This is a genomic window from Pseudomonas cucumis (assembly GCF_030687935.1).
GTDB lineage: Bacteria > Pseudomonadota > Gammaproteobacteria > Pseudomonadales > Pseudomonadaceae > Aquipseudomonas > Aquipseudomonas cucumis.
The window spans coordinates 4545520-4566558 of the sequence record NZ_CP117454.1; the positions used below are offsets into that span (position 1 = coordinate 4545520).

Here is a 21039-nt window from a genome sequence, read left to right on the forward strand (position 1 = left end):
TCCGCGTGGGAATGCCTCAATGGACGCGGAGCGTCCCGGGCTGCATTCCCACGCAGAGTGTGGGAACGATCGGTGACACCCCGCTCCCACAAGGGAAAATCAGCGTTGTTTCAGTCGGTCGATCACCACCGCCAGCAGCAAGATCGAACCGCGAATCACGTACTGATAAAACGTATCGATATTCTTCAGGTTCATCGCATTCTCGATGATCGCCAAAATCAGCACCCCGGCAATCACATGCCGAATCATCCCGATCCCGCCACTCAGCGATACCCCGCCGAGCACGCAGGCCGAGATCACCGTCAGTTCGAAACCCTGGCCAATCATCGGCTGACCGGACGTCATGCGCGACGCCAGAATTACCCCGGCCAACGCACCGATCACACCGTGCACGGCGAAGATGATGATCTTGGTCCGGTCAACGTTGACCCCGGCCAGCAACGCTGCTTCCTGGTTACCGCCGATGGCCATGGTGTTGCGCCCGTAGGTGGTGTAATTCAGCAACCAGCCGAAAAACAGGAAGCAGACGATGGTGATCAGAATCGGCACCGGCACCCCGAACAACTGGCCGTTACCGAAGACGAAGAACTGTTCCTGCGAAACGCCCACCGCTTTGCCGTTGGCGAAAATGTAAGCCAGGCCACGCACAATCTGCATGGTCGCCAGCGTAGTGATCAACGCATTGACCCGGAGCTTGGCGATCACGATGCCGTTGATCAGCCCGACAATCAGCCCCATCACCAGCGCCGCACTCACGCCGAGGAACACGCTGTCGGTGTCGCGCATCACCACTGCCGCGACTACGCCGGCGCAGGCAATCACCGAGCCCACCGACAAGTCGAAATGCCCGGACGCCAGGCAATACAACATGGTGCACGCGGCAATCCCGGTAGTGGAAATCGCCAGGCCCAGACCACGCATGTTCAGTGGTGACAGGAAGTTGTCGATCAGCAAGGTGCAGAGCACGAAGATCCCGACAGCCGCCAGCAGCATCACCCAGTCATCGAGAAAGCGCCGCAGGTCCAGAGGTTTGCGCGGGGTTGGCAAAGCGTTGTTTTGGATGGTCATAGTCACCTCTCAGTTCGCCACGTCGGCAGCGCGTTGGCGTGGCAACGCCAGTTGCAGCAGGTTGGATTCATTGGCTTGTTCGCGGGTCAGTTCGCCGCGCATCGCGCCTTCGCAGAGCACCAGGATGCGGTCGGAAATGCCCATGACTTCCATCAGGTCGCTGGACACCACAATCACCGCGATGCCGCTGGCCGCCAGGTTATGGATGATCTGGTAGATCTCGGCTTTTGCCCCAATGTCGATGCCACGAGTGGGCTCGTCGAGCAGCAGGACTTTCATCGGCATCGACAGCCAGCGACCGAGAATCGCCTTCTGCTGATTGCCGCCAGACAGGTACATGATTTTCTGCGCGGCGTTGGGCGTCTTCACCTTCAGCGCCTTGATCTGCTTGTCGGCGTTGCCCTTTTCCCACAGGCCGCGCAACAGGCAGCCGAACGTGGAATGAGCACCGCGTGCGCTGATGTTGATATTCTCGGCAACGCTCGCGAGCGGCAGGATGCCCTCCTTCTTGCGGTCCTCGGGACACAACAGAATCCCAGCCGCAATGGCATCGCGTGGCGAACGCAGTTTCAGTTCACGACCGCGCAGCTCAAGGCGCCCGGCGGTGTTGCGCGTCAGCCCGCTGAGCATCCGGAACAGTTCGGTGCGCCCCGCCCCGACCAGGCCGAACAGCCCGAGAATCTCGCCCTTGTGCACCTCGAAACTCACCGGTTCACGCAAGCCCGGCCCCAGTAATCTGTCGACTTTGAGCGCCACTGCGCCGCGCGGACGGCTGCGGTAATCGTAGATGTCCTGGATGTCGCGACCGACCATGCACGTCACCAACTGGTCATGGGTCAGCGTGCTCATGTCCTCGAAAGTGCGCACGAAGCGACCGTCCTTGAACACCGTCACCGCGTTGCAGATACGGAATACTTCTTCCATGCGATGAGAGACGTAAAGCACCACTTTGCCTTCGTCACGCAGGCGCCCGATGATCGCCATCAAACGATCGATTTCCCGCGCCGACAGGCTGCTGGTGGGTTCGTCGAATGCAATCACATGCGCGCCACGGGACAACGCCTTGGCGATTTCCACCAGTTGCCGCTGGCCGAGGGACAAGCGCCCGACTTTCTCTTGCGGGTCGATTTCATCGGCCAGGCCTTTGAGGCAGGCCAATGCCTGTTGCCGCAAAACGCTGCGATTGATCAGGCCGAAACTCGCCGGCAGATGGCCGAGAAACAGGTTCTCGGCGACGGTCATTTCCGGCACCAGGTGCAACTCCTGATGGATCACCGCGACCCCGCTGCCAATGCTGTCGGCGGTGGACTTGAAAACCCTCTTCTGCTCGCCGATTTGCAGATCGCCGCTGCTCGGCGTGTAAGCACCGCCAAGGATTTTCAGCAGCGTGGACTTACCGGCGCCGTTCTCGCCCATCAAGGCGTGAACCTGCCCCGGATGGGCGACGAAGCTGATGCCGTCCAGCGCCTTCACCCCGGGAAAGGTTTTGCCGATCCCGTTGAAGCGCAGGCTGCCGCCAATGCGCTGTTGATCTGTTTGTACGTGTGCGTGCATAAACCCACCTCATCACACCGGTCAGGCAACCCCGTCGCCAGGGCTGCCGATGAAATCAACCGCGCCTCAGTTCCACAGGCCGATCTTTTCCAGTTCCTGCTTGAAGTTGTCGCGCGTGATCAGCGTCACGTCGTCCATCGCGGTGTATTTAGGCGGTTCTTTGCCGGTGGTGACCCACTCGTACATCATGCTCGCGGTGTTGTAGCCCTCGATGTGCGGGCTCGGCAGCATCGAGCCGAAGAAGCCGCTGTTGGGTTTCTTCAGTTCGCCGATGGCATCGGTGCCGTTGATGCCGATGCCGATCACGTTGGCCGCGGCAAAACCGGCGCTTTCGGTGGCGCGCACGCCGCCCAGCACGGTGTTGTCGTTCATGCCGCCGATGATCAGGTTTTTCGCCGCACCCGGCAGCTTCACCAAGGCCGAGTTGGTGGCGTCCATGCTGCCCGGTACGTCGAGGGTTTTCAGCGCCGAGAAGAGGATGTGGTCTTTCGGCATCCCGGCGTCTTCCAGCGCTTTGACAGAACCGTCAGTGCGTTTCTTACCGGTATCGAGTTCGTTGTAGGTGTTGATCACCGCGTAGGTGTCTTTCCAGTCCCAGCCGCGTTTTTTCGCTTCGGCGGCCATGGCGGCGCCCTGCTTCTGGCCGACTTCGAAGGCGGCCATGCCGAGGTACGGCACGTCCTCCATGAACTTGCCGCCGGCATCGACGAAACGGTCATCGACAGCGATCACTTTCAAACCGTTGAGCTTGGCCTTGGCCATGATTGCCGGGCCGAGGGAGACGTCCGGCGGGCAGATCACGAAGCCCTTGGCGCCGTTAGCCGCCAGGCTGTCGATGGCCGAGAGGGTTTTCTCGCCGTCAGGCACGGCGATCTTGATGACGGTGAAGCCCTTGTCCTTGCCGGCCTTTTCGGCGAAGGCCCATTCGGTCTGGAACCAGGGCTCTTCCGCTTGCTTGACCAGAAAACCGATCTTCACTTCCTCGGCCGCCAGCAATGTACTGCTGAGGCTGACCGCGGTGACCGCCAAAGCGGCACAGCACAGGGAACGGATCCCACGACGACGTTTCATAAGCTGACTCCTTGTTATTTTTTTTTGAGCGTTATTTGAAAGCCAATACAGCAGTCGAAGCATGCAGCCAATAGTCATATCGTATGATGATTGGATTTCAGACGTAGTTTCGCGTCTGAAACCCAAGTTATTCAGTCGTGGTACATGACCGAGCGCCCACCATCGATGGTGATGCATGAAGCGTTAATGAACGGCGCTTCATCGCTGGCCAGGAACACAGCGGTCATCGCCACTTCAATCGGCTGACCGATACGCCGCGGTGGATGCAGGTCGAAGGCCCGTTGACGTTCGGCATGGGGGTCGGCAAAACCGTTCCAGTAATCGACGTTCAGTTGGGTTTCGATGTAGCCCGGCGCGATGGCGTTGACGCGAATGCCTTTGGGCGCATATTCGATGCCCAAGGCGCGGGTCAGCCCGAGCAAGCCATGCTTGGCCACTGGGTACGGGAAGCAGCCGGGAATGATGTGAGTGGAATGGGTCGAGGCGATGTTGATGATGCTGCCGATGCCCTGCTCGATCATTTGCGGCAACACGGCTTTACAGCCATACCAGGCGCCGTCCAGGTCGATGGCGAAGCAGCGATGCCAGTCTTCTTCGGTCATTTCCAGCGGGTCGCGGAACACGTTGACCCCGGCGCAGTTGACCAGCACGTCGATCCGGCCGTGAAGTTCGATGGCCAATCTGGCCATGGCGTGCAGGTCTTGCTGGCGCGACACGTCGGCCTTGACCGCCACGACATCCGCGCCCTGGTCACGCCAATGCGCCGCGACTTTTTCGACTTTCTCGACCTGGATATCACTGATGATCAGCTTGGCCTGCTGAGAGGCGAAGGTTGCGACAATCGCCTCGCCGATACCCTGAGCAGCACCGGTCAGCAGCACGACTTTATTTTTCAGCCGCTCACCCTTGGGCGGTTCGGGCACCGGAGGCAAGGAAAGAGGTTCAGCCATGGATCAACACTCCTGTTCGAAGGCACGACGAAAACCGGGCATCTGTCGATGTCCGGTCAAAAAGCTGTTGGGAATAGGCAGGCAGGCGCGAAAACGCCCGGGCGCCGAGGCGGCCTGAAGCACTGACTCCGCAAGGGAGTGCGGTGGAATATCGCTGCATCACTTCACCTGTTTTGTTTTTTTTAAGTGTGAGTGCGTGTAACTGATGGGGGCCGACTATAAACCCGACCACTAAATAATCTCAATATATAATTTTACATCCCATATTTTGGGATTTACCCAGCAAATCTCTGACAGGTTTTTCCGGGCACATCCACTCGAATCGATAACAGCGCGCCGTCCAACGGATGATTGAGCGGGCTTGCGGCGCTGGTGATGTACAGGGTTTTGAGGTCTTCACCACCGAACACGCAACTGGTGGGACGGCTGACCGGCAGTTCGATTACCCGATCAACATAACCGTCCGGGTTCAGTCTAAGCAGACAACTGCCATCCCAGCGGGCGTTCCATATATAGCCTTCGGCATCCATCGCCGAGCCGTCGGGGCCACCACGTTCGTGGGGGCCGAACCAGACATAGGCGGTGTCCAGGTTGCCGTCGGCATGGATGAAATGCCGATAAAGCGTTTTGTCGAGGCTGTCGGCGAAATACAGGGTCGTGCCGTCATCGCTCCACAGCAACGTGTTAGGAATACCTATTCCTCGAAGCAGCGGCGTGACCCTAGCATCGCGGTCGATGCGAAACAGGCCACCCGAGCGGCGCACGACGGGCAAATCTTCGCCCTGCTCACCGATGTTGTTTTGCATGGTGCCCAGCCAGAGCCGGCCTTGGGCATCACAGCGGGCTTCGTTGGGGCGATTGCCGGGTTGCGGATCGGCGACGCAGAACAAGGTCAGCCGAGGTTCCAGGCCTGGAGAATCCAGATCCAATCGATAAACCCCACTGCTCAATGTCACCAGGGCATCACCGCTTTCGCAGGGAATGAACGCGGACACGGGCTCCGGCATCTGCCAGATGTCCACATTGGCGCCGATCAGCCGGAGCGCTTGTTTACCGGCGATATCTACCCAATACAGCGCCTGGGTCGGAGCATCCCAGAACGGGCCTTCGCCGAGTTGCGCACGGTGTCCGGTAACCGCAGTCCACGTCATGAAACCTCCTGTCTTTTTGCTTTTATGTGGGAGCGGGCTCGCTCGCGAAGAGGCCGTGACATTCACCATCTCTGTCGCCTGGCACATCGCCTTCGCGAGCAAGTCCGCTCCCACAGAGTTCGTCTGATTAGCTGGCCTTCTTGTCGGCCATGACTTGGGGGTAGAAGCGTTTGATCGCCAGGTCCGCGTTATCGATCAGGGTCATGCACGCCCAAACACCCCGTGCGGCATCCCGGGCGGCGATGGCGTCGGCCATGTCTTTGTGGATGGGCAAGGTTCGGCGCAGTTCGTCCGGGTCGGCGGCAGACACTTCGAAAGACACTGCCAGCAACGCGCCGAGGGCCGGGACCATTTGTTCGATGAACTGATTGTGGCTGGCGGCGAGAATGCACTCGTGAAAGAACTGGTCGGCGCGGTTGTAATCGATGCCGCTGTCCACTGCCCGTTCCAGCGCGTTGTAGGCCTGGAGTATGGCTTGCACCTGTTCCACCGTCGCCCGCTCGCAGGCCCAGCGCACCGCCATGGGTTCGATGGTGCGGCGCAGGTCGAGCAAGTCGTCGACGAAGTTTTCCGGCAAGCCGCTGCGCGACAGCCAGCCGACGACTTGTGGATCGAAGAGGTTCCAGCGCCGTACCGGCAATACGCGTGTGCCGACCTTCGGCCCGACTTCGAGCATGCCTTTGGCGACCAGGGTTTTGATGGCTTCGCGGATGACCGTACGGCTGACACCGAGTTGCTCGCCCAGATCAGCTTCGACCTTGATGGTTTCGCCGGGTTTGACCTGGCCGGCAGCAATCCAGCACCCCAGCCAGTCGACCGTCGACGCATGAAAACTGCTGGACATGGGCACCTCGTCGACCGGTGATCAAAAACAAACGACACAAAGTGTGTTCGCGATGGGTGTCCACGCTAATCATCATATGATTGGGTGTCAATTGGATTTTCAGCTGCCCTGCCAACATGAACATGGCTGTTCGTCCGAATCCTGCCCGAAGCGCTTTGATCCCATCCACTTTGTAAACTACGGTTAGCCGCAGCAGATCAAGCCGTCAGCGATCTGTCCCCCTTCAAATCCGCTATTGATAGGTATGAACATGGACATGGATGCGTCTACGAAATACCCCATTGTGTTGGTTCACGGTCTTTTCGGCTTCGATAAAATCGCCGGTTATCCTTACTTCTTTGAAATCGAAGAAGCCTTGGAACGCGCTGGCGCTCAGGTGTTTGCCGTCAACATTCCAGCCGTCAACGGGAATGAGGAACGCGGAGAAAAACTGCTCGAACACGTCAACCGCATTTTGCTGGAAACGGGAGCGGACAAGGTCAATCTGATCGGCCATAGCCAAGGCCCCTTGGCCGCACGCTACGTAGCAGCCCTGCACCCGGACAAGGTTGCGTCGGTCACCTCGGTCAGTTGCCCCAATCATGGCTCCGAGATTGCCGACCAATTGCATAAGGCGCTGACGCCCGGAGAGTTGCCCGAAGCCTTCGTACTGGCCCTGCTGGGCGCCGTTGGCACCTTCATCTCATTGATCAGCGGTCACCCGGAAAACCCGATTGACGCTGAATCGGCTTTCGAATCGCTGACCAGCGCGGGATTGGCTGCCTTCAATCGCAAGTACCCGCAAGGGCTGCCAAAGGTTTGGGGCGGGGAAGGCAACGAAGTTGAAAACGGCGTGTATTACTATTCCTGGAGCGGGATCGTGCAGAACTTCCAAAGTCTGCAACCACTCGACCCGAGCCATTTGAACACTGTCGTGCTGTCGAAGTTATTTTATAAAGAGAAGCGCGCCAATGATGGGCTGGTCGGCCGCTACAGCTCGCATCTGGGCAAAGTGATTCGTTCGGATTACCCGATGGACCATTTTGACGCCGTCAATCAGATGGCCGGGATCAACAGTTGGAACGTGAGCCCGGTCAGGCTCTACCTGGAACATGCTGAGCGACTCAAGAGCAAAGGTTTGTAAGCCAAAAAAAACGGCCCATTGAAATAACGGGCCGTTTTTTTGTACAGCACAGAAGCACAGCGCGTTACGGCTCAAGTCCGATAGGGAAGAATTCGCCACCGCTCCACACGCCTAGCCAACGCTGCCCGTCGATTTCACGACTCACCGCCAGCTCCACCAATTGGTAGAACACATTGCGGTGAATCAGTGCTTCAAGGTTGGTGCGCACATGCACGTATGGCGCGGGCTCTTGAGTAACCGGATCAATCACCACGCGCATAGGGTGCTCGGCGCCGGCATCGGCGGTTTCATCGACGTTGGTGGTAAAGCGCAAGACCTGGGCTTCACCCTCGCCTTCGACTTCCACGGCAATCGCCACGAACGGCGCGTCGTCGACCTTGATGCCCACCTTTTCGACCGGGGTAATCAGGAAGTAATCATCGCCGTCGCGGCGAATGATGGTGGAGAACAACTTGACCATCGGCTTACGCCCGATCGGCGTGCCCAGGTAATACCAGGTGCCGTCGCGGGCGATGCGCATGTCGATATCGCCGCAGAAGTCGGGGTTCCACAAGTGGACCGGCGGCAAGCCTTTGGTTTTGGGGATTTGCCCCAACAGGTCGTTGGCTTTTTGCGGGCCACTCATGGCGTTCTCCTTTGATTTACTGGTCGCTGAGCCCCAGCAGGCTACGAGCGTATTGCTCCAGCGGCGGGCCCAGCAAGTCTTCTGGCTTGTTGTCGTGGAACGTCAGTAAACCGCCACGACTCTTGATACGTGCAGTATCGATCAAATACTGGGTGCTGGTCTCGATCAACATGATCTGAATCACGCCATTGTCGATTCCGAGGCGATCCACGTGTTCCTGGTCGAGCCATTCGTCCGAGTTGCCGATGCGGTCGTCGGCCTTGGCGAAACGGGTGTAAAGCAGGTAATGGGCGCCGGCGGCACGGGCTTCGCCCATGGCAGCGTCGAGGCCTTCCGGCGCGCGAGCGCGGCGGACCATCGGGAAATATTCGATAAAGCCGTTGAAGGCTTCTTCGGCCACCACGTTAGGTCGAGGGTAAGCACTGCCCGGCGGCGCGAACGCACCTTGGGCGATGTAGATGAATGAGTCCGGCTGTATGCGGAAGTTATTCACGCGACGGCTGTCGCTGTGGTCCAGCAGGCCCGCGTCGCTCATGTGGTAGCGAGTCCCTTCGGCCATATCGCTGACATTCATGCAGCCACCAAGCGCCAAAACGGCCAGCAGCAAAACCAGGCTACGCATCCTACCCTCCAGAGGCCGGTGACGGAAAACCGGCGAATGGCCATGGGATGCAGCTTCCGCGCCAGCTCATGCTGGGATCATCTTTGTAGCAGCTGCCGAAGACTGCGTTCGGCTGCGCAGCAGTCGTAAAGTCAGGCACTGCGGTTATTCAGGAAGATAGGGGAAGTCTCATTGACGACTGCTGCGCAGCCGAACGCAGCCTTCGGCTGCTGCTACAGATCGCGTTCAGCCGCCAATGATTTTCATGATGGTCGCGCCACCGGAGAACGCCACTTCCTGCTTGTCCCCCAAGGCTTTGACCAGAAGTCGCTGCAACGCCGGTAGCGCCTGGTGACGAGGTTTGTCCAGCAGGTCGCCGACATAGTGGCGATTGCTTGACGACAGGCAGCCATGCAGCCAACCAGTGGACGACAAACGTAGACGCGAACAGGTGCGGCAAAACGGAACGCTTTCGTTGGCGATCACGCCGAAGTGGCCCAGCCCTGGAATCTGGTAACGCACCGCCGTGGCATCGACCGGCGCATCGGCCTGAAGGTACTCGTAGCGCTCGCCTATCAGGCTCAGCAACTGCTGAAGGCTGACGAACTGCTGCAGGAAGGCGTTGGAGTCGCTGGCCAGGTGGCCCATGCGCATCAACTCGATGAAGCGCAACTCGTAGCCGCGCTCCAGGCAGTAATCGAGCAACGGCATCACCTGATCGAGGTTCTGCCCGCGCAGCGGCACCATATTGACCTTGATCTTCATGCCGGCCGCGGCGGCCTGGTCCATGCCGTCGAGGACGGTCGCCAGATCACCGCCGCGCGCAATACTGCGAAAAGCACTGGCATCCAGAGTATCTAGGGAAACGTTGATGCGCCGAATGCCGGCATCCACCAGCAGTGGCAGTTTCTTCGCCAGCAACTGACCATTGGTGGTCAAGCTGATGTCCGCCAGGCCCATCTGCCCGACGGCAGTCATGAAGGCTTCGAGTTTGGTACTGACCAGTGGCTCGCCACCGGTAATGCGCAATCGCTCGATGCCCGCGGCCTCGATCAGATAGGCCACACCGCGTGCCATGGCCTCCGCCGACAACTCATCCTGCGCAGCCACCAGCCGCTTGCCATTGGGCACGCAGTAGGTACAAGCGTAATTACAGGCGGAGGTCAGACTGATCCGCAAATTGCGAAAACGCCTGCCTTGACGGTCAACGATCATGGATCACTCCGGCGAAAGAAGATTCGAACGCGCAAAACTTGACTCACAAATCAAGTTTTAGCAAGCCCTATGCCTGAGTATATTCCTGCGGTACTGCGCCATGTAGCTAAATCATGGCGCAATAAGGCAACTGAATGGTTCAGCTGCTCGGCGTGTCGGTGTCGCGCTTGCGCTTGTTGCCCATGCGCACGCCGATGTCCATCAGGAACTGGAAGAAACCTTCCTGATCTTCCAGCACGTTGCTCCAGAACGGCGAGTGGTACAGCGCCACGGCGCCGTGCACCAGCGCCCAGGCCGCGCAGTAATGGAAGTAAGGCGGAACGTCTTCGAGCTTGCCTTCGCTGATCCGGCCCTTGATCAGCAGGGTCAGGCGTTCGAAGTTCGAGGCGCGGATCTTGTGCAGTTCCTCGACCATCTCCGGCACCTGATTGCCCTTGACCACCTTTTCTTCCAGGCGATCGAACAACCGATAGCGTTGCGGATCACGCATGCGGAATTCGAAGTAGGCCCGCGACAGGGCTTCCTTGTCCTTATCGACATCGGCCGAATGCAACAACTCGTTCAAATCGCGCTCGTAATCGAGCATCAGGCGCAGATAGATCTCCGCCTTGGATTTGAAGTGCTTGTAGATCGTGCCTTTGCCGATACCCACGGCATCAGCAATCATCTCGACGGTGACACTGTCTTCACCTTGTTCGAGGAACAGCTTGAGCGCGGTATCGAGAATTTCTTGCTCGCGGCGACGAAACTCACGGACCTTACGAGGTTCTTTATGCATAAGAAAAGGTCTGTAGGGGTCAAAATTCGAAGCCGCGTATTATGCCTAACTTACGCCAAAATGCACGGATCATCCGACCATATATGTGTTTCTTGATGAATTCGCGCCACCTCGCCGGTTGATGAGAACTCAACCGAAGCGCGCGTATTCCAAATTTGTTTAAAAACCCGACCAGCTAAACTGGACTCGGCGCAATACTGATCAATACTTCAACTGTCGGCGAGGCATCTCCCCCAAGTGTCGCGCCGATGAAGGTACCAAAGGATTGTGTGCCTTTGTTTTACTCCTAATGGTCTTAACCCGGATTCACCCCCCAGAACCCGGGTTTTTTTTGCCTGCGATTCAGCGGCCAAAAAATCCCAAAGGCTGGGATCTCTTTTGCCGTTACACCGATGTCCTGACGTGCGCCAACGGGAACAAACGCTTGAAATTCTCGGTGGTCTGCTCGGCAAATCGCTCGTAGGACTCACCTCGCAACATTGCCAGAAATTCCGCGACCTCACGCACATATTGCGGCAGGTTCGGTTTGCCGCGATAAGGGATCGGCGCCAGATACGGTGAGTCGGTTTCCACCAGCAACCGGTCAGCCGGTACCTTGCTGGCCACATCCCGCAGGGCATCGGCATTGCGAAAAGTGACAATACCGGACAAGGAAATGTAATACCCCATGTCCAGCGCAGCCTTGGCCATCTCCCAGTCTTCGGTGAAGCAATGCAGCACGCCCGCCTGAGGCAGCGCCGCCTCGCGCAGCAGCTCCAGGGTATCGGCCCGTGCGCCACGGGTATGGATGATCACCGGTTTGCCGGTCTGTTGCGCCGCTTGCAGGTGCAGGCGGAACGACTCCTGCTGCAACGCTGCAGCCTCCGGCTCGTAGTGATAATCCAGGCCGGTTTCACCAATCGCCACCACCCGCGGATGATTGAGTTCGTGCAACAGCCAATCCAGCGCCGGCGCGACACCCGGCTGCACATCGAGCGGATGCACGCCGACCGAACAGTCGACATCGTCGTAACGTTCGGCCAGGGCTTTGACGTCGGCGGCGTTATCGGCGCTGACGCCAATGCACAGAAAGTGCCCTACCCCGCGCGCACGGGCCGCATCGAGCGCGGCATCCAGGGAGCCGTCGTGGGCGGTGAGGTCGAGGCGATCAAGGTGGCAATGGGAATCTACGAGCATAAAAGGGCTGCAACTTACATCGTATGAGTGGGACGGTCGGACTTCAGGGCTCCGGCCAGATGGGTTTCGATTCGACTGCGCGCGGTATTGTCGCCTTCGTTGAATTGCACGCCAACCCCGGCGGCGCGGTTGCCCTGGGCACCTTTGGGGGTGATCCAGGTGACCTTGCCGGCGACCGGAATCTTTTCCGGTTCATCCATCAGGTGCAACAGCATGAAGACTTCATCGCCCAACTTGTAGCTTTTGTTGGTCGGGATAAACAGGCCACCGTTCTTGATGAACGGCATGTAGGCCGCATAGAGCACGGCCCTGTCCTTGATGGTCAAGGACAAAATGCCATTGCGTGGCCCCGGACTGATGGGTTCATTCATGCTGACCTCCACTGTCTGATGATCAGAGTCTAGGCTCAGACAGTCACTTCTGGGTAGGCAAGGATACCCATTGCACCAACAGCGCCTCCAGCAACAACGCAGGATTGAGGTTGGCTTTGCTCATCACTTTCTGCCGCTGGGCGAGGATCCAGTCCTGGATATTCAGGACTTTGTCCTGTGCGGATTTCTGCGCCAGGTATTGAATCACCTTGCGCATGTCTGCCAGGCCCAGCCCTGCTTCATCCTGAGTCAACTGATAACGCAGGATCAGGCTCGACCAGTCGCAGAACCAGTCGAACAGCAGCAACATGGGAATGGCTTTCCACTCTTCGGCCAGTTGCGTCGGCGATTGCTGCTGCTTGAGCAGTTTCTTTACGCCTTCAACCACCAGCGCTCGTTGCTCGCGTACGCCCTGAGCCTGCAATTTGACCGCGGCCAATGGCGAACCGGCGGCGAGGGTCAGCAGTTCAATGCGCTCTTCTTCGGAACAGTCCGGCAATGCGCTGGCCAGCCAGGCCAGGCTCATGGCTTCGCTTGGCAACGGACAGGCCTGCTGCACGCAACGGCTCTTGATGGTCGGCAGCAGACGGCTGGTCTGGTGGCTGACCAACAGCAATACGGTATCGCCGGACGGCTCTTCAAGGCTTTTGAGCAAGGCGTTGGCGGCGTTGATATTCATCGACTCGACCGGCTCGATCAGCACCACTTTGCGACCACCCATCTGCGAGGTCTGAACCACGAAGCTGACCAGATCACGGACCTGATCGACCTTGATCGCCTTGTCCGCCTCTTCCGGTTCCAGGATGTAGTTATCGGGGTGGCTACCGGCCTTCAGCAGCAGGCAGGATTTGCACTCACCGCACGCGTCCTGGGCGGTGGGGCGCTGGCACAACAAACTGGCCATCAAACGCTCAGCCAGCGCACGCTTGCCGATCCCGGCCGGGCCATGCAACAAATAGGCGTGAGCGTGCTGGGCACGACCGGCCAATTGCTGCCAGAGACTGTCCTGCCACGGATAGGCTTCAGCCACGGGTCAACTCCAGCAGACGTGGCAGCAACGCATCCAGAGACTGCTGAACCTGCGCCAGCGGCTGAGCGGCATCCACCAGGACATAACGCGCAGGATCCGCTTTGGCGCGCTCGAGGAAGGCAGTGCGCACCGCATCAAAAAAACCTCGGCCTTCGAGCTCGAAGCGATCCAGCCGACCGCGGGCGCTGGCGCGGGCCAACCCTACTTCTACCGGCAGATCGAAAATCAGCGTCAAGTCCGGGCGCAGATCGCCCTGGACGAATGTTTCGAGGGTCGCGATGCGCTCCAGTGACAAACCACGACCACCGCCCTGATAAGCGTAGGTCGAATCGGTAAAGCGATCGCACAGGACCACCGCGCCACGGGCCAGCGCCGGACGGATCACCTCGGCCAGATGCTGGGCTCGCGCGGCGAACACCAACAGCAGCTCGGTGTCGGGGTTCATGACCTCATCGACTGGCGCCAACAGCACATCACGGATCCGTTCGGCCAGAGGTGTGCCGCCGGGCTCCCGGGTCAACACCACTTCGATCCCGGCAGCGCGCAGGCGCTCGGCCAGGTATTCGCGATTGGTGCTCTTGCCGGCACCTTCCGGGCCTTCCAGGGTAATAAACAAGCCAGTCACAGGCAGTCCTTAGTCAGAGTCATTGCGGGCTTTGCGGCGCGGGGGCATCCGCCTCGGGTGCCGGCGCAGGTTCTTGTGCGGGGTCTTCCACGGGGTCTTGCACGGAATCTTGCGGCGCTACTGGTGGCAGGTCTTCGGGCGCCGTATTGGGCGAAGCCGCCGGGATCGGAGCCTGGGTATCCTCCGTCGGCGGCGTAACAGTCGGCGCAGGGCTGGAGCGGTAATCGGCACGTCGGTTGATCTGGAATTCGCGCACCGCATTATTGTGGGCGTCCAGATCATCGGAGAACACGTGGCTGCCATCGCCGCGCGCGACAAAATACAGGCTGTTGCCGTCCGCCGGATTCAACGCCGCATGGATCGCTTCGCGGCCGACCATCGCAATCGGCGTCGGCGGCAGGCCGGGGATCAGATAAGTGTTATAGGGCGTAGGTTCCTTGAGATGGGCGCGGGTCAACTTGCCGTTGTAACGATCCCCCAGACCATAGATCACAGTCGGATCGGTCTGCAACAGCATGCCCATCTCCATGCGCCGCACGAACACACCGGCAATCTGCCGACGCTCCTGCGGCACTCCGGTTTCCTTTTCCACCAGCGAGGCCATGATCAGAGCCTGATAGGGCTCAGTGTAGGGGACGTCGGCAGCGCGCTGGTTCCACTCCTTGGCGAGGACCTCGTCGAGGCGATCGTAAGCTTTCTTGAGCAAATCGGCGTCGGTCATGCCACGCACGAAACGATACGTGTCGGGAAAGAATCGTCCTTCCGGAAAAATCCCGCTGTGCCCGAGCTTGTCCATCACTTCGCTGTCGCTCAGACCGTTGAGGGTCTGCTCGAGTTTTTCGTCCTTGGCCAGGGCTGCGCGAACCTGATGGAAATTCCAGCCTTCAACCAGCGTCAGGCTGTATTGCACCATTTCTCCGCGCTTCCACAGGTCGATCAGCCCGTTGACTGTCATACCAGGCACCATGCGGTATTCGCCGCTGTGCAGCGGTTGTCCTGCCAGATTGAAGCGCCAATACACGCGCAGCCAGAAAGCGTCCTTGATGACGCCATCAGCTTCAAGTCGAAGGAAAGTGCGGTTTGGCGTAGTGCCTTTGGGCACCTCCAGCAGCTCTTCCTGGGCGATGTTCAGCGGCTGTTCCAGCGCCGAATCGATTTTCCAGGCGCAAGCGCCCGCCAACAGCCCCGCCAGAACCAATCCGGTTTCCAGCAGCAGCAAGAATTTACGTCTCACGAATCAAGCATCCAGTAGCGCACGAGCAATGGTTTGGAGTTTACGGGTGAGCGGCCCAACCGGCCAGCTCAGTGCGGCATAGGCGCGCACCGGCCAAATGCCATACACGCTGTTGCAGACAAAGACCTCGTCAGCCCATTGCAGCTGCTCGAGAGTGATATCGGTGACTTGTGTGGGAATTCCCAATGACTTGGCTTGAAACAATAATTCGGCACGCATCACACCCGCCACGCCACAGCGTTTGAGATTGGCGGTCACCAGCACGCCATCGCGCACCAGGAACAGATTGCTGAACACGCCCTCGATCACCCGCCCGACCTGATCCAGCATCAAGCCTTCGGCATGCTCGGTGTCCTGCCATTCGGAACGGGCGATGACCTGCTCCAGACGATTCAAATGCTTGAGACCGGCGAGCAATGGTTGTTTGGAAAGCCGTGTCGCACAAGGGAACAGCCGAACGCCTTGCTCCGCATGAACAGCCGGATAAGCCGCAGGAGGATTGCCTTGCAGAATACGTCGAGCCTGAGCCGAGGGATCGGCGGCATAACCGCGCAGGCTGTCGCCGCGGGTGAGGATGAGTTTGAGCACGCCCTCGCCCAGCGCGGCGGAATAGGCCAGCAGCTCCGCGCGGATCAGTTGATGATCGGCGGCAATCGCCAGGCGCGAACAACCCTCGGCCAGACGCGACAAATGTCGATCCAGCAGCAGCGGCTGCCCGCCCTTGACCGCGATGGTCTCGAACAGACCATCACCGTAAGCCAGGCCGCGATCCTTCAGCGACAAAGCGTCAGCCGGTTGACCGTCGACCCAGCTGTCCATCAGTCAGCGAACCGGCGGAACACCAGCGAGCCATTGGTACCGCCAAATCCGAAGGAGTTGGACAGCACGACGTCGATATCCATGCCACGCGCGGTGTGGGGTACGAAGTCGAGGTCGCAACCTTCGTCCGGCTCATCGAGGTTGATGGTCGGCGGTGCCACCTGGCTGTTGATTGCCAATACGCTGAAAATCGCCTCGACCGCGCCCGCCGCACCCAACAGGTGACCGGTCATGGATTTGGTCGAACTGACCGCCAACTTGTAGGCGTGATCGCCGAACACGGATTTGATCGCACAGGCTTCGGCGAGGTCGCCCGCCGAGGTCGACGTGCCGTGGGCGTTGATGTACTGGACCTGATCGCCATTGATCTTCGCATCGCGCAAGGCATTGGTGATGCAACGCGCAGCCCCCGCGCCATCGGCCGGTGGCGAGGTCATGTGATAAGCATCGCCACTGGTGCCGAAACCGATCAGCTCGGCGTAGATGGTCGCGCCACGGGCCTTGGCGTGCTCCAGTTCTTCGAGCACCAGTGCGCCGGCGCCGTCGGACAGCACGAAGCCATCACGGCCCTTGTCCCATGGACGGCTGGCACGGGTCGGCTCGTCGTTGCGGGTCGATAGTGCGCGGGAGGCACCGAAGCCGCCCATGCCCAGACCACACGCGGCCATCTCGGCACCACCGGCGATCATGACGTCGGCTTCGTCGTACATGATGTTGCGTGCCGCCATGCCGATGCAGTGCGTACCGGTGGTACACGCCGTGGCGATGGCGTAGTTCGGTCCCTGTGCGCCCAAGTGGATGGACAGGAAACCGGAAATCATATTGATGATCGAGCCAGGCACGAAAAACGGAGAAATCCGTCGTGGGCCGGAATCATGCAGCGTGCGGCTGGTGTCTTCGATATTGGTCAGACCGCCAATACCCGACCCCATGGCCACGCCGATACGCTCGCGGTTGGCATCGGTGACCTCAAGACCTGCGTTACGCACAGCTTGAAAACCTGCAGCCAGACCGTATTGAATGAACAGGTCGAGTTTGCGAGCTTCCTTGACCGACAGGTATTCCTCGACATTGAAGCCCTTTACCGAACCGCCGAAACGGGTGGAATAGGCAGAAAGGTCGGTGTGTTCGATCAGACCAATGCCACTGCGGCCAGCCAGAATGCCCTGCCAGCTGCTCGGCACATCCGTGCCCAGTGGCGACAACATACCCATACCGGTGACTACGACGCGTCTACGCGACACAGCACTCTCCTTTTTCAAATGACGACTTTGCATCAGGCCTAAAGAAAAAACCGCACGCCGTGATGGCAGTGCGGTTTTTCCATGACAGCGAGCGACGACTAAAAACTATTACGCCTGGTGGCTGGTAACGTAGTCGATTGCTGCTTGTACAGTAGTGATCTTCTCAGCTTCTTCGTCAGGGATTTCGGTCTCGAATTCCTCTTCCAGAGCCATCACCAGCTCAACGGTGTCAAGGGAGTCGGCACCCAGGTCTTCAACGAAGGAAGCAGTGTTGACCACTTCTTCTTCTTTAACGCCCAGTTGCTCAGCAACGATTTTCTTGACGCGCTCTTCGATGGTGCTCATACCTTGTTTTCACTCCTAATGGACAAATTCAGGCAGCTGGCCGGTGGGTAAGTGTATAGAAAGACTTTTCAGTTTTTCAACTGAAAGCTTCACTCCTCAAACCCGGCGACCCTCTGTCTATAAATAGATTGCAGCTTTATAACGGATTTTAGACAGCTCGTATGACATTTTTTTGAAGCAATCCGTCACATTTAACTCATGTACATCCCGCCGTTCACCGGGATTGTAGCCCCAGTAACGTAAGCCGCACCGTCAGATGCAAGAAAAGCGACCACAGACGCGATCTCTTGAGCTTGCCCCAGACGACCCAGCGGAATCTGCGTCTGCAAGGCTTCACGCTGCGCCTCGGGCAGTTCACGGGTCATATCGGTGTCGATGAACCCAGGGGCCACCGAGTTTACCGTAATCGAACGCGAACCGACTTCACGCGCCAGTGCACGGCTGAAACCTTCCAGACCGGCCTTGGCGGCAGCGTAGTTTACTTGGCCTGCGTTGCCCATGGCACCCACAACCGAGCCAATACTGATAATTCGTCCCCAACGGGCTTTGGTCATGCCGCGCAAAACACCCTTGGACAGGCGGAACAGACTGTTCAGATTGGTATCGACGACGTCATGCCATTCGTCATCTTTCATGCGCATCATCAGGTTATCGCGGGTGATACCGGCATTATTGACCAGGATCGCCGGCGCACCGAATTGCTCCTGAATGCTCGCCAGCACGGTCGCTACGGACTCATCGCTGGTGACGTTGAGTTCCAGGCCAGTGCCCTGAATACCATTTTCTTTCAGGGTCGCAGCGATACGCTCGGCCCCCGAAGCGGAAGTCGCGGTGCCGATAACGATGGCACCCTGACGACCCAACTCCAGAGCGATAGCCTGGCCGATACCACGACTGGCACCGGTAACCAGTGCAACTTTACCTTGCAGACTCATGCAAGCTTCTCCTTGTTAAGCCAGCGCTGCGCGGGCGGCAGCGAAAGCGTCTGGGGTATTGAGGTTAGAGGTCGACACGCCTTCGGCGCAACGCTTGTTCAAACCGGCGAGTACTTTACCAGGGCCGCATTCGACCAGTTCGGTCGCGCCCTTGGCAGCCAGCGCCTGGACCGACTCGACCCAGCGCACAGGCTTGTAGAGCTGTTCAAGCAGATCGCGCTTGAGGGTTTCCAGATCCGCCGGCACGCTAGCGCTGACGTTCTGTACCACAGGGATCTGCGGCGCCTGCCAGTCGATCGCGGCGATCGATTCGGCGAACCGCTCGGCGGCCGGGCGCATCAATTCGCAGTGGGATGGCACGCTGACCGGCAATGGCATCGCGCGCTTGGCGCCACGCGCCTTGCAACCTTCGATGGCGCGCTCGACCGCAGCCTTCGCGCCAGCGATCACTACCTGGCCCGGGGAGTTGAAGTTGACCGCGCTCACCACTTCGCCTTGCGCCGCTTCGGCACAGGCTGCCAGTACGTCGGCGTCTTCCAGACCCAGGATTGCAGCCATGCCACCCTGCCCGGCTGGAACGGCTTCTTGCATCAACTGACCGCGACGCTCTACCAGCTTCACTGCGTCGCCCAGGCTCAGACTGCCTGCAGCCACCAGGGCGCTGTATTCGCCCAGACTGTGACCGGCAACGTACGCCGGACGCGCACCACCTTCAGCCAGCCACAGGCGCCACAAGGCGATCGAGGCGGTCAGAATGGCCGGCTGGGTTTTATCGGTTTGATTGAGTTGTTCTTCCGGCCCTTGCTGGGTCAGTGCCCAGAGGTCGTAGCCCAGAGCATCGGAAGCTTCTTTGAATGTTTCGAGGACCACTGGATGTTGCGCGCCCAACTCGGCCAGCATGCCGAGGGACTGCGAACCCTGTCCTGGAAAGACGAATGCGAGGGAAGCAGACATGTAACAAGCCCCTAATGATCTTGTCGTCGGAGAAATGACGTCCCGTTTGTGGAACGCAAGAAACTCACAGTTGGATGGCCCATTGAACTGAGCGGTCACATTTAAGCATTGTCCGACGAAAACGCCTAAGGCAACAAATCTTCCAGGCGTCCATGAAGCCGTTCAGGCAAGTTTTCCTGGATCTCGATCAACGCGCGTTGAATCGCACTCTGAAAACCCTGCACCCCCGCCGAACCGTGGCTTTTCACGACAATTCCCTGCAAACCGAGGAAACTTGCGCCGTTATGTCGTGCCGGCGCCAGCTCAGACTGCAAGCGTTTCATCAGCGGCAACGCCAGAGCGCCCACCACTTTCGACGCGAAATTTTTCTTGAATAACGCCTCAATGCGCCCGGCAATCATGGTCGCCAGGCCTTCGCTGGACTTGAGCAGGATATTACCGACAAAACCGTCACACACCACCACATCCGCCTCGCCACGGTACAAGCCGTCACCTTCGACAAACCCGATGTAGTTGATGCCACGAGCCCCTTGCAACAAAGTGGCCGCCAGCTTGACCTGCTGATTGCCCTTGATGTCTTCGGTGCCGATGTTCAGCAATGCAACTCTTGGACGAACGATGCCCAGGGTTTCTGCCGCCACCGAGCCCATCACGGCAAACTGCAACAACTGCTCGGCGCTGCAATCGACGTTGGCGCCTAGGTCGAGCAACTGACAGTAGCCCTTCTGCGTCGGAATGGCCGCGATCATTGCCGGCCGATCGATGCCCGGCAAGGTCTTGAGCACAAACCGCGACAATGCCATCAGCGCACCGGTATTGCCGGCACTGACACAGGCCTGAACCTTACCGTCTCGCAGCAACTCGAGCGCCACGCGCATCGACGAGTCGGGCTTGCCACGCAAGGCTTGAGCAGGCTTTTCGTCCATGGTGATGACTTCCGACGCCGGCGTAATCGACAGACGCGCGCGATCCACCGCCGAATGGCTGGCAATCAATTCTTCAAGAAGGGAGGGTTGACCGACGAGGGTCAGGTGTAGCGAGGGTGTAGCAGACAGACAAGCAAGACTGGCCTGAACAATGCTGCGGGGACCGAAGTCCCCGCCCATTGCGTCAATCGCGATGACTTGAGCGGACAAGGATTACTCGTCAGCGCCCTTGTCGATCACTTTACGACCACGGTATACGCCTTCTGGCGATACGTGGTGACGCAGGTGAACTTCACCGGTGGTTTTTTCTACAGACAGGGTGCTAGCCTCGAGAGCGTCGTGCGAACGACGCATGTCACGGGCAGAGCGGGATTTTTTGTTCTGCTGAACAGCCATAATT

General features: G+C 59.0%; 23 protein-coding genes. 1 reads left to right on the forward strand and 22 read right to left on the reverse strand.

The window, feature by feature from the left end; translation table 11 throughout:
• Positions 1-99: 99 nt before the first annotated feature.
• From araH to PSH97_RS20570, 6 genes are all read right to left on the reverse strand, one after another.
• The gene (araH, locus tag PSH97_RS20545) at positions 100-1068 is read right to left on the reverse strand and encodes an L-arabinose ABC transporter permease AraH (protein WP_123357792.1); all 969 of its coding nucleotides are present in this window, start codon (positions 1066-1068) and stop codon (positions 100-102) included.
• Positions 1069-1077: 9 nt separating this feature from the next.
• On the reverse strand, positions 1078-2622 hold the full coding sequence (gene araG, locus PSH97_RS20550; protein WP_305446482.1) for an L-arabinose ABC transporter ATP-binding protein AraG: 1545 nt from the start codon (positions 2620-2622) through the stop codon (positions 1078-1080).
• A gap of 66 nt (positions 2623-2688) precedes the next feature.
• Positions 2689-3693, reverse strand: a complete 1005-nt coding sequence (locus PSH97_RS20555; RefSeq protein ID WP_008012080.1) for a substrate-binding domain-containing protein — start codon at positions 3691-3693, stop codon at positions 2689-2691.
• A 131-nt stretch (positions 3694-3824) separates the two neighbouring features.
• A complete protein-coding gene (locus PSH97_RS20560; protein WP_305446483.1) occupies positions 3825-4643 on the reverse strand; it encodes an SDR family oxidoreductase in 819 nt (272 codons plus the stop codon).
• Positions 4644-4918: 275 nt separating this feature from the next.
• A complete protein-coding gene (locus PSH97_RS20565) occupies positions 4919-5794 on the reverse strand; it encodes an SMP-30/gluconolactonase/LRE family protein (protein WP_305446484.1) in 876 nt (291 codons plus the stop codon).
• Positions 5795-5921: 127 nt separating this feature from the next.
• A complete protein-coding gene (locus PSH97_RS20570) occupies positions 5922-6638 on the reverse strand; it encodes a FadR/GntR family transcriptional regulator (RefSeq protein ID WP_201205725.1) in 717 nt (238 codons plus the stop codon).
• Between the two features lie 250 nt (positions 6639-6888).
• Between PSH97_RS20570 and PSH97_RS20575 the strand changes: the two genes are divergently transcribed.
• Complete coding sequence (locus PSH97_RS20575; protein WP_305449841.1) at positions 6889-7761, forward strand: esterase/lipase family protein; 873 nt, start codon at positions 6889-6891, stop codon at positions 7759-7761.
• Between the two features lie 64 nt (positions 7762-7825).
• On the opposite strand, the gene PSH97_RS20580 is transcribed toward PSH97_RS20575, so the two are convergent.
• The 16 genes from PSH97_RS20580 to rpmF all read right to left on the reverse strand — a co-directional run bounded on the left by PSH97_RS20580 (position 7826) and on the right by rpmF (position 21035).
• On the reverse strand, positions 7826-8386 hold the full coding sequence (locus tag PSH97_RS20580) for a DUF1285 domain-containing protein (protein WP_008067797.1): 561 nt from the start codon (positions 8384-8386) through the stop codon (positions 7826-7828).
• A 16-nt stretch (positions 8387-8402) separates the two neighbouring features.
• Positions 8403-9008 carry a DUF4823 domain-containing protein gene (locus PSH97_RS20585; protein ID WP_305425736.1) on the reverse strand — a complete coding sequence of 202 codons (606 nt, stop codon included), beginning with the start codon at positions 9006-9008 and terminating at the stop codon, positions 8403-8405.
• 225 nt (positions 9009-9233) lie between these two features.
• Positions 9234-10202 (reverse strand): GTP 3',8-cyclase MoaA, encoded by a 969-nt coding sequence (locus PSH97_RS20590; protein WP_305446485.1) that lies wholly within the window; start codon positions 10200-10202, stop codon positions 9234-9236.
• A gap of 139 nt (positions 10203-10341) precedes the next feature.
• Positions 10342-10980, reverse strand: a complete 639-nt coding sequence (locus PSH97_RS20595; protein ID WP_007942012.1) for a TetR/AcrR family transcriptional regulator — start codon at positions 10978-10980, stop codon at positions 10342-10344.
• A gap of 384 nt (positions 10981-11364) precedes the next feature.
• Positions 11365-12156 (reverse strand): TatD family hydrolase, encoded by a 792-nt coding sequence (locus PSH97_RS20600; protein ID WP_305446486.1) that lies wholly within the window; start codon positions 12154-12156, stop codon positions 11365-11367.
• Positions 12157-12170: 14 nt separating this feature from the next.
• Positions 12171-12527 (reverse strand): PilZ domain-containing protein, encoded by a 357-nt coding sequence (locus PSH97_RS20605; protein WP_008014345.1) that lies wholly within the window; start codon positions 12525-12527, stop codon positions 12171-12173.
• A 43-nt stretch (positions 12528-12570) separates the two neighbouring features.
• On the reverse strand, positions 12571-13557 hold the full coding sequence (locus PSH97_RS20610) for a DNA polymerase III subunit delta' (protein ID WP_305446487.1): 987 nt from the start codon (positions 13555-13557) through the stop codon (positions 12571-12573).
• Positions 13550-14182, reverse strand: a complete 633-nt coding sequence (tmk, locus tag PSH97_RS20615) for a dTMP kinase (protein WP_305446488.1) — start codon at positions 14180-14182, stop codon at positions 13550-13552. Before tmk ends, PSH97_RS20610 begins: the two co-directional genes overlap by 8 nt.
• Positions 14183-14201: 19 nt before the next feature.
• On the reverse strand, positions 14202-15416 hold the full coding sequence (gene mltG / locus PSH97_RS20620) for an endolytic transglycosylase MltG (RefSeq protein ID WP_305446489.1): 1215 nt from the start codon (positions 15414-15416) through the stop codon (positions 14202-14204).
• Between the two features lie 3 nt (positions 15417-15419).
• A complete protein-coding gene (gene pabC / locus PSH97_RS20625; RefSeq protein WP_305446490.1) occupies positions 15420-16235 on the reverse strand; it encodes an aminodeoxychorismate lyase in 816 nt (271 codons plus the stop codon).
• Positions 16235-17479 carry a beta-ketoacyl-ACP synthase II gene (gene fabF / locus PSH97_RS20630; RefSeq protein ID WP_007942005.1) on the reverse strand — a complete coding sequence of 415 codons (1245 nt, stop codon included), beginning with the start codon at positions 17477-17479 and terminating at the stop codon, positions 16235-16237. Before fabF ends, pabC begins: the two co-directional genes overlap by 1 nt.
• 108 nt (positions 17480-17587) lie before the next feature.
• Positions 17588-17824 (reverse strand): acyl carrier protein, encoded by a 237-nt coding sequence (gene acpP / locus PSH97_RS20635; protein WP_003175607.1) that lies wholly within the window; start codon positions 17822-17824, stop codon positions 17588-17590.
• A 191-nt stretch (positions 17825-18015) separates the two neighbouring features.
• Positions 18016-18759, reverse strand: coding sequence for a 3-oxoacyl-ACP reductase FabG (gene fabG, locus PSH97_RS20640; protein ID WP_201113817.1), 744 nt, complete (start codon positions 18757-18759; stop codon positions 18016-18018).
• A 15-nt stretch (positions 18760-18774) separates the two neighbouring features.
• Positions 18775-19713 (reverse strand): ACP S-malonyltransferase, encoded by a 939-nt coding sequence (fabD, locus tag PSH97_RS20645; protein WP_305446491.1) that lies wholly within the window; start codon positions 19711-19713, stop codon positions 18775-18777.
• Between the two features lie 125 nt (positions 19714-19838).
• On the reverse strand, positions 19839-20849 hold the full coding sequence (gene plsX, locus PSH97_RS20650) for a phosphate acyltransferase PlsX (RefSeq protein ID WP_407682159.1): 1011 nt from the start codon (positions 20847-20849) through the stop codon (positions 19839-19841).
• Positions 20850-20852: 3 nt separating this feature from the next.
• Positions 20853-21035 carry a 50S ribosomal protein L32 gene (gene rpmF, locus PSH97_RS20655; protein WP_003179396.1) on the reverse strand — a complete coding sequence of 61 codons (183 nt, stop codon included), beginning with the start codon at positions 21033-21035 and terminating at the stop codon, positions 20853-20855.
• Positions 21036-21039 lie beyond the last annotated feature (4 nt).

Excerpts from the sequence above, each read along its gene's own strand:
- araH (WP_123357792.1), bottom strand. The coding sequence starts at position 1,068 with ATGACCATCCAAAACAACGCTTTGCCAACCCCGCGCAAACCTCTGGAC.
- araG (WP_305446482.1), bottom strand. The coding sequence starts at position 2,622 with ATGCACGCACACGTACAAACAGATCAACAGCGCATTGGCGGCAGCCTG.
- PSH97_RS20555 (WP_008012080.1), bottom strand. The coding sequence starts at position 3,693 with ATGAAACGTCGTCGTGGGATCCGTTCCCTGTGCTGTGCCGCTTTGGCG.
- PSH97_RS20560 (WP_305446483.1), bottom strand. The coding sequence starts at position 4,643 with ATGGCTGAACCTCTTTCCTTGCCTCCGGTGCCCGAACCGCCCAAGGGT.
- PSH97_RS20565 (WP_305446484.1), bottom strand. The coding sequence starts at position 5,794 with ATGACGTGGACTGCGGTTACCGGACACCGTGCGCAACTCGGCGAAGGC.
- PSH97_RS20570 (WP_201205725.1), bottom strand. The coding sequence starts at position 6,638 with ATGTCCAGCAGTTTTCATGCGTCGACGGTCGACTGGCTGGGGTGCTGG.
- PSH97_RS20575 (WP_305449841.1), top strand. The coding sequence starts at position 6,889 with ATGGACATGGATGCGTCTACGAAATACCCCATTGTGTTGGTTCACGGT.
- PSH97_RS20580 (WP_008067797.1), bottom strand. The coding sequence starts at position 8,386 with ATGAGTGGCCCGCAAAAAGCCAACGACCTGTTGGGGCAAATCCCCAAA.
- PSH97_RS20585 (WP_305425736.1), bottom strand. The coding sequence starts at position 9,008 with ATGCGTAGCCTGGTTTTGCTGCTGGCCGTTTTGGCGCTTGGTGGCTGC.
- PSH97_RS20590 (WP_305446485.1), bottom strand. The coding sequence starts at position 10,202 with ATGATCGTTGACCGTCAAGGCAGGCGTTTTCGCAATTTGCGGATCAGT.
- PSH97_RS20595 (WP_007942012.1), bottom strand. The coding sequence starts at position 10,980 with ATGCATAAAGAACCTCGTAAGGTCCGTGAGTTTCGTCGCCGCGAGCAA.
- PSH97_RS20600 (WP_305446486.1), bottom strand. The coding sequence starts at position 12,156 with ATGCTCGTAGATTCCCATTGCCACCTTGATCGCCTCGACCTCACCGCC.
- PSH97_RS20605 (WP_008014345.1), bottom strand. The coding sequence starts at position 12,527 with ATGAATGAACCCATCAGTCCGGGGCCACGCAATGGCATTTTGTCCTTG.
- pabC (WP_305446490.1), bottom strand. The coding sequence starts at position 16,235 with ATGGACAGCTGGGTCGACGGTCAACCGGCTGACGCTTTGTCGCTGAAG.
- acpP (WP_003175607.1), bottom strand. The coding sequence starts at position 17,824 with ATGAGCACCATCGAAGAGCGCGTCAAGAAAATCGTTGCTGAGCAACTG.
- fabG (WP_201113817.1), bottom strand. The coding sequence starts at position 18,759 with ATGAGTCTGCAAGGTAAAGTTGCACTGGTTACCGGTGCCAGTCGTGGT.
- fabD (WP_305446491.1), bottom strand. The coding sequence starts at position 19,713 with ATGTCTGCTTCCCTCGCATTCGTCTTTCCAGGACAGGGTTCGCAGTCC.
- rpmF (WP_003179396.1), bottom strand. The coding sequence starts at position 21,035 with ATGGCTGTTCAGCAGAACAAAAAATCCCGCTCTGCCCGTGACATGCGT.